Raw genomic sequence first — 8,253 nt, 5'->3', positions numbered from 1 at the left:
GACCTGACAAAGAAAAATCCATAAAATTACTTGGAGACGTAATTAGCTCATTCTAATTCTCCATACTTATTTTATTTTTAATTTTTAAGTCATTAAAGCTATTTTTTAAGTGTGCTATTTTTCAACAAATTAATACTATACTTCAACATATTTAATTCAAGTACAACAAATTCAATGTTATCTACTTATTTTATGATAAGTTACACAACTTCAAAAATTTTTTAAATTTACAAACGTGAAAATTATGGAAATTCAAAACTTAATGTCAGACATCAGAAAAAATGCCATTAAAAGAATGGATAAACAATCACCATCTGATCTTGCAGTAACCTGGACCTCAGAAGACCTGCTCTACTCTGGAAAAGGAAACGCTGTTTTTATAATTATACCAACTTCAGGATGTGCCCATGCACTTTCAGAATCTGGCGGATGCACGATGTGCAGTTATATTGCAGATTCACCTCTTGAAGAGGTATCTTCAGAGGAGTCGGCTAGAATATTCAAAAATCTCATGGAAAGACATGAAATAAAGCCAAAAACTGCTGTTAAAATCTTTGTATCAGGAAGTTTTTTAAATGAAGAGGAATTACCTAAAGAAGCACGTGATGAAATTCTCAAAATCCTGAATAATGAAGAGAATGTAGAAGAAGTTATAGTTGAATCCCGTCCAGAGTATGTAACTGAAGAAGTAATCAGGGAGTGCTGCAGTCTCCTGCCGGATAAAATATTTGAGGTAAGTATGGGGCTTGAAAGCAGCAGCGACTACATTAAAAAATACAGGATAAATAAAGGCTTTTCAAATGAAGACTTCAAAAGAGCCGTTGGTGTCATTAAAAAGATGAAAAATAATTACAAAGTTACATCCAAAGCCTATCTTTTTGTTAAGCCAATTTTAACATCTGAAAAAGAAGCCATTGACGACGCAGTTGCTTCAGCACAATATGCAGAAAAAGTTGGTGTTGACAGGATATCATTCTGCCCAGCAACAATTCACAAAGGAACTCTTATGGAACTTCTATGGCGCAGAGGTTCATACCAGCCGCCGTGGATATGGAGTGTGCTTGAAATCATAAAAAGAGTTCGTAGTTCATCTAAAATTCCTGTGATAATGGATACTTCTGGTTTTGGAACACGGCGAGGGCCTTTTAACTGTAAAAAATGCAATAAGAAACTCAAAAGTTTAATAATTGAATCCAATCTTAACCAGACCATTCCTGAAGAATTTGAATGTGAATGTAAAAACAGATGGGCTGCAAATGTTGAATTTTGTGATGTGACCAGATCAACATGCAATATAACAAATAAATGATTAAATTTTTTAAATTACTTTCTTCATTTTATAGTTAACAAAATCAACACCATTACAATTTTTAACTTATTTTTTATTACTTTAAAACCCTGCTCTTCAAAAAAGGTTTAGCTGTTATACTCGCTTCAGTAAAATTAAGTTTTCTGGCTTTTAATGAGACATTCCAGTAACATTTTCCCTATTTTTTGCCTTAAATAATCCATATGGACATAAATCATATCAATACAGCCTAAAAGAAATAATTCAGCGAAGCCTACAATTTTATTTTTATATTCTCCCATAATTACAAAGTTATTTTTAATTCTATTTTCCATTTTTCAATTTCGATTTGCAGAGGGGCCCCATGTATCCAGCTGGTTCTTTGTATAATCATCTGCATTTACTTCCCAAAAAGACGGGTTAAATCTGAAAAATACTCCCCACCAATTCTCTAATTTTAATTTTCATCTTATCCCCACCTATATAAATTCCACGAGAAAACAATAACAAGAATATATAATACAAAAATAGTTATAGCCACTTTTAAAAACCATGTATCTGCAGATAATATAATAAATACAATTAACGTTAATCCAGCTGTTCCTGTTAAATATTTATTCTATTAAATCCTTTCCCTGTATTTTAACTCCTCAAACTCAATTTTAAATTCAGTTCCAGTTTCTGAGTTAAGTTCTATAGATCCATCTACCTGATTTATTAAGAGATTAACTAGTTGTAGGCCTAAAGATTCAGTATTTTTAAAATTTAAGCCTTCAGGAAATCCAATGCCATTATCTTTTATTATAATGCGGAATTTTCCATTATCAGAGTATAATTTTATCCAAATTTTGCTTTTTTCATTTTTTTCTGTATCTAGAACTGTAAATCCTTCAAATCCATACGTCCTCAAAACTGGAGATTTTGACACTTCAGAAATACAATTTCCTTTTGTTCTGGAGTCATAATCTTGTTTTTGTTGTAAGTGCTGAATTTCATTTCTGGACCGCAAATCAGAGATCTGCAGACCACCATTTCCAAATTCACTTTTTTCAGTTGTTGAAATAGTAGATTCTGAACATGACCCATAATCTGTTGGAAATGCGTGCTTAATCGAATTAGTTACAAGTTCCGTTATAATAAGACCGCATGGAATAGAAGTTTCAATGTTAAGTTCTATACTATCCAAATTCAAATCATATTCAATTAAATTTTGATTTACATCATAGGTCTGAAATAAATTAGTTACAATATTAGAAATATAACTACCAAAATCAATTTTATCAAGATTTTTGGACTGATAAAGTTTTTCATGAACCATTGAAATAGATTTAACCCTATTTTGGCTTTCTTTAAAAAATTCAACCGATTGTTCATCTTTAATATAAGGAATCTGGAGATTAAGAAGACTGCTTATTATCTGCAGGTTATTCTTAACACGATGATGAATCTCCCGCAGAAGCAGTTCCTTCTCTTGAAGCGTTGCTAAAAGTTCACTGGTCCGTTCCTGAACTTTAACTTCCAGTTCATCGTGTGCATTTCTTAAATATTGTTCAGCTTTTTTCTGTTCTGTAATATCCGTTGTAAGTGTTACATACAAATCATTAGCAGGTGCAAAAGCTGAAAATGAAAAATAACTATCTATAGTTGGAGAATAAGTCTCATACTTTTTAATTTTCCCAGTGGAGACTATTTCATTCACTTCCATTATCAAAGAAGAAACAGCATTAGATCCATAGAGTTTAGTAATGCTTTTACCTCTAAAATTTTTATTAATGAACACTCTACTGGTTGAAGACGCAGGATTAGCGTACTTAATAATTAAATCAACTACATTTCCATTTCTATCATACACTATCCTGTAAACAGTTATGCCTTCCTGCATATTTTCAAATATTGTATAATAATCTTCACTGGTAAGTGAAAATATATCTAAACCCGTATTTTTCATAAAAATCATTGTAATTTATTCATATTATTTTCTAAATATGTATTAGAAGAAGGTATAAAAAAAGTTTTCTTTAAGAAGTTTTGGAGAACATAACTAATAGCTCAAAATACACTAAAAATATTTAATAACAACTCAATTATTTCACTTTAAATTGTTATTCTAAAATAGATCTTGATTAAAAACTAGATATTTCAGCCAATCTAATGGGCAAAGTGAAATAAAACGTAGATCCTCTATCTAATTCGGATTCAACCCAAATCCTGCCCCCATGACGTTCAATAATTCTTTTACTGATTGCAAGACCTATCCCCGCTCCTTTATATTCATCCATAGTGTGCAGCCTTTTGAATACCTCAAATATTTTGTCTTTATACTGAGATTCTAATCCGATTCCATTATCTGAAACCGAAAATATAAATTCTCCTTTTTTTTCATCCTTTCTTGCAGATATATGAATTTTTGGAGTAACATCATTCTTTTTAAATTTAATGGCATTTGATATCATATTCTGGAATAGTTGAATTAACTGGTTTCTATCAGCAATAACTGTTGGAAGTTTATCATAAGTAATTTTAGCTCCACTTTCAACAATTGCGGCATGGAGATTAGATAAAACGATCGTTAATACCTCTTCAATATCTGTAAAATTAAATTCACCTCCCCTTGTGCCTATTCTAGAATAATCAAGCAATCCTTGAATCATCTCTTTCATTCGTGTTGCAGCATCAATTATAAACTCAATAAATTCATCGGCATCAGTATCAAGTTTGTTTTTATAACGTCTTTCTAAAAGCTGTGTGAAACTTGCAATGGTTCTAAGCGGTTCCTGTAAATCATGGGAAGTAATATAAGCAAATTGTTGTAATTCCTCATTGGAACGTTTCAATTCATGTATTGTTTCTTTTAATTTTTCCTCGGATCTTTTACGCTCGCTTATATCTCTGGCCATTCCCAGAACTAATTTTTGACCCCTTATTTCTATTGGATATCCAGTTATCTCAACTGGTAATTTTTTACCGTCTTTTCTAGTGAGAATAAATTCTTCAGGACCAGTAGCACGACCTTTAATGTTCTTACTCAATAAATCAAATGCTTTAACTATTTGTTCTCCAGTAATTAAGCCTAATTCAACAAGATTTTTACCTATAATTTTCTCCTTTTTAAAATTTACAAGTCTTTCAGCAGCTTTATTGCCATCTAAAAAGTTTCCTTTCATGTCAGTGAGGAAGTATGGATCAGGAGCATATTCAAATAATATTTTAAACCTTTCTTCACTTTCTTTAAGTGCTCCTTCAGCATTTTTACGTTCAGTAATATCTTCACATACAACATAAACTATTATCTTCCCATTAGGCCCTTTAACAGCGTGTGAAATCTCTTTTACCCACATTAAACTGCCGTCTCTATGGATTTTACGGATTTCCCAGTAAAACACCTTTCCATAGTTTTCTATACTGTATCTCAAATTACGTGCTGCATATTTCCTGTCTTTCTCGTAGAATACCATTGATATCAATGACTTACCAGTTAATTCCGAGACAGTGTAACCAAGTCGTTCAGCTCCAAACGGGTTCACAGATAGTATAGTGCCCTCAGTATCCACTGTAAAATACATAGAGGGATTATCATCATATAAAGCACGATAACGCTTTTCACTTTCCCTTAGCGCTTCTTCTGCCTTTTTACTCTCAGTAATATCCCTTGAAATTACAGATATTCCAGTAACTTTTCCCTCAACGTTTTTGACAGAGAATAGATTCATAGATACATATATCTCAATACCGTCTTTTCTCAGCCGTTTGGCTTCATAATGTATTATATTTTTTCCTTCTTTAAGTTCAGATATATATTCATCTACTTTTTTAAACTGAGAAGGATCAAATAAAAGAGAATATCCTTTTCCAACCATTTCTTCGGCAGAATAACCATATACTTTTTCAGCTCCCCTGTTCCAGCTTGTTATAATCCCATCAAGTGTTAAACTAATTATTGCATCATCTGAAGATTCAACAATATTTGCCAATCTCAGGATCTTCTCATCTGCTTTTTTACTTTCAGTAATATCCTCTCCAGAAATAAGTGCATTTATGAAATTACCATCATCATCTCTAAGTACAGCAATATTCCATGAAATAAGTCTTTCTTCACCATTTTTTGCCAAAATAGGACCTTCATAATGCTTAAATTCTTTTAAATCGCCAGATATTATACCGATAGCAATATCTGTTAATTCAGACTTAAATCTTTCTGGAATAAAGTCAATAAAGCTCTTTCCTATAATTTCATCAGCACAGTACCCTACAATTTCAATACCCTTCTTATTTATTAAAGATACAGTTAAATCCCTATTTATCGCGACCAGAACAACCCCTGCGATATCAAGATATGTCTGCGCTCTTACTTTTTCCCTATATAACGCCTTTTCTGCATTTTTACGCTCTTCTATTTCCTGTCTTAATTGCTTATTAGACTCGTTAAGTTCTTTTGTTCGTTCCTGAACTTTAAGCTCCAGAGTATCGTGTGCGTCTTTTAACTCACCTTGAGCCTTTTTCTGTTCAGTTATATCAGCTGCAACTGAAAGTACTGATTTTACATTTCCATTTTTATCAAATTCAGGGATATTCCGAGAATCATAATATTTTAACCCTTTATGACCCCGTATTATAAATTCTAGATTTTCAGGCTTTCCAGTTTCAAAAATTCTTTTTAAGAGGGATTCAATAGTTTTGGATAGCTCTTCAGGTATTCCAATTTCTGCAGGAGTTTTACCAATATAATCTTCCTGTGGTAATCCCATTACTTCAGCCCCAGCAGGATTAATGAAAACATGCCTTAAATTCTGGTCGTACCTTGTTATACCTAAAGGTGAATTTTCAATCAGGGTTTTGAATTCCTCCCTACTATCTTTCAGGGCATTTTCAATTTTTTTACGACCTGTAATATCTAAAAATGATGCTATACTCATTTTAGAGCCATGAATCATAGATACAGTACCAAAAACGTTTCTAATATTCCCTTTTTTATTAACAGCATGAAATTCATATTCTTTGGGGGCAGATTCTGGATTCTCCCTACGAAGTTGATGGTACATTTTCATTCGTTTTAAGTCATCATCACTGGCTACAAATTCTGTCCATTTCTTTTTACCCTCTACTTCTTCCTTTAAAAAGCCGAAAATTTTCTCAACTTCTTCATTTATCAAAGATATGGTCATATCTTCTTCAATAAGCATGAATGCAATGCCTGTATTTTCAAAAATAGTACGATACCTGGCTTCTGACTCCTTCAAAGCCCTTTCAATATTTTTACGATCTGTATTATCTAAAAAGGATGCTATAGTCTTTTTTGTACCAGGAATCATAGAAATAGTGATGATTATGTCTTTAATACTGCCCCCTTTAGTAACAGCTTGAAACTCATATTTTTTGGGCGCTGCATCAGGATCAGCTCTCCGGAGCCTGTGATATTCTTCCATTTTATTTAAATCATCCTTTTTAGATATAAATTCCGTCCATTTTCTTTTTCTTTCTATTTCATCCTTGGAATATCCCATAATTTTTTCAGCTTCAGTATTCATTAAAGATATTGTTGTATCCTCTTCCATAATTGCAAAAGCAATTCCTGTATTTTCAAAAATAGTACGATATTTAGCTTCCGATTCCATTAATGCATTTTCCGCTTCTATACGTTCAGTTATATCTTTAGCTATACCAAAAAGGCCCGCTATCTTTCCATTATGATCCCTGTAAACTCCTTTAGTTGACAGATAAATTGTTTTTTTCCCACCAGAAATGGTAAATTCGTCATAAGTTTTTGTCTGCCCACTTTCGATAACTTCTCTATCATCTTTGATAATATTTTCAGCAGTCCCAGATGAAAATAATGCCCGATCGTCCTTACCAATGATTTCTTCTATAGATTTATTAACTAATTTAGCTCCTGCAGAGTTAATCATCAAATAATTACCATTTAAATCTTTTAAAAAGATAGCATCAGTGGTATTTTCAATAATTGAATTAAAAATATTATAATTATCTTTTAATTCTTTTTCAGCTTTTTTACTTTGGGTAATGTCGGTGTTAATTTCCATAAAATTCAGGAGTTTATTATTTTCATCCTTTTGCAGCGCCCACCTGCTTGCGACAATGATCTTTTCACCACTGCGCTTTGTATGAATTAATTCACCTTCCCAGTATCCATTCTTAATGAATTTTTCACAGGTTTCTTTTAGTGAATCTGGAAATTCAGTTTTAAGTAGATCATGAGTAATTTTTCCCAAAACCTCTTTTTCACGCCACCCATATCTCTTCTCAGCTCCACGATTCCAAAAAGTAATTTTATCATCCATATCATGGACGATGATCGCATCACGGGTAAGATTAAGTAAATCGGCCTGTTTCTTTAATTGCATTTCAGTTTCTTTTTTTCGTGTAATATCTACGTCTATAGTTACACACAGGTTTTTATGTGGAGAAAAAGCAGTTATTAAATAGTGTTTATTAAATTGTTGAAAGTGAAATTCATACTGCATGCTTTTTCCTGTTAAAACCACATCTTCAGCCATTTTCAAATAAGATGAAACATTATCAATTCCACATAGTTCAATTAATGTTTTATCAATAATTTCCTCGCGAGATCCAAATTTATTAAATATAGAGGAAAGATTTAGGTATATAAAGCGTAAATCAGAAATTTTATCTTCCTTGTTTAATATTACTTCAAAAATAGAAACTCCTTCACCCATATTTTCAAATATATTACAGTAACCATTAGTTAAATTACATATAGGTGGTGTAAATATGCTTTTTTCTTTTTTTTGTTCTTTGTCTCCCATAAAATGCTTCCTTTACTTTTTAAATTTAAGATAGAAGCTCACAAAGATCGATTATTCCAGATATAAGTATTATTACTTTATTTAGTTAATTTATTATAAATATTTATTTTAAAATTAAGAACTATTCCCGATTGTAGTTTAAGCTTTTAAAAAAAAATAGATTATCAAAAATTCAAGATTTTA

General features: G+C 31.7%; 4 protein-coding genes. 1 reads left to right on the top strand and 3 read right to left on the bottom strand.

Annotated elements, in window-relative coordinates:
• Nucleotides 1-244: 244 nt before the first annotated feature.
• On the top strand, nt 245-1,309 hold the full coding sequence (locus ASJ80_RS13075; RefSeq protein WP_069581824.1) for an archaeosine biosynthesis radical SAM protein RaSEA: 1,065 nt from the start codon (nt 245-247) through the stop codon (nt 1,307-1,309).
• Between the two features lie 134 nt (nt 1,310-1,443).
• On the opposite strand, the gene ASJ80_RS13070 is transcribed toward ASJ80_RS13075, so the two are convergent.
• The 3 genes from ASJ80_RS13070 to ASJ80_RS13060 all read right to left on the bottom strand — a co-directional run bounded on the left by ASJ80_RS13070 (nt 1,444) and on the right by ASJ80_RS13060 (nt 8,070).
• Nucleotides 1,444-1,623, bottom strand: coding sequence for a GNAT family N-acetyltransferase (locus ASJ80_RS13070; protein WP_069581822.1), 180 nt, complete (start codon nt 1,621-1,623; stop codon nt 1,444-1,446).
• Between the two features lie 287 nt (nt 1,624-1,910).
• Nucleotides 1,911-3,236, bottom strand: coding sequence for a sensor histidine kinase (locus ASJ80_RS13065; protein WP_069581820.1), 1,326 nt, complete (start codon nt 3,234-3,236; stop codon nt 1,911-1,913).
• Between the two features lie 175 nt (nt 3,237-3,411).
• Nucleotides 3,412-8,070, bottom strand: a complete 4,659-nt coding sequence (locus ASJ80_RS13060; protein ID WP_069581818.1) for a PAS domain S-box protein — start codon at nt 8,068-8,070, stop codon at nt 3,412-3,414.
• Between the last annotated feature and the right edge of the window lie 183 nt (nt 8,071-8,253).

Source organism: Methanobacterium bryantii (genome assembly GCF_002287175.1).
Lineage (GTDB): Archaea > Methanobacteriota > Methanobacteria > Methanobacteriales > Methanobacteriaceae > Methanobacterium_D > Methanobacterium_D bryantii.
This window is presented reverse-complemented; position numbering and strand designations above follow the sequence as displayed.

Coding starts and splice junctions, on each gene's coding strand:
- ASJ80_RS13060 (WP_069581818.1), bottom strand. CDS start 8,070: ATGGGAGACAAAGAACAAAAAAAAGAAAAAAGCATATTTACACCACCT.
- ASJ80_RS13070 (WP_069581822.1), bottom strand. CDS start 1,623: ATGGAAAATAGAATTAAAAATAACTTTGTAATTATGGGAGAATATAAA.
- ASJ80_RS13075 (WP_069581824.1), top strand. CDS start 245: ATGGAAATTCAAAACTTAATGTCAGACATCAGAAAAAATGCCATTAAA.
- ASJ80_RS13065 (WP_069581820.1), bottom strand. CDS start 3,236: ATGAAAAATACGGGTTTAGATATATTTTCACTTACCAGTGAAGATTAT.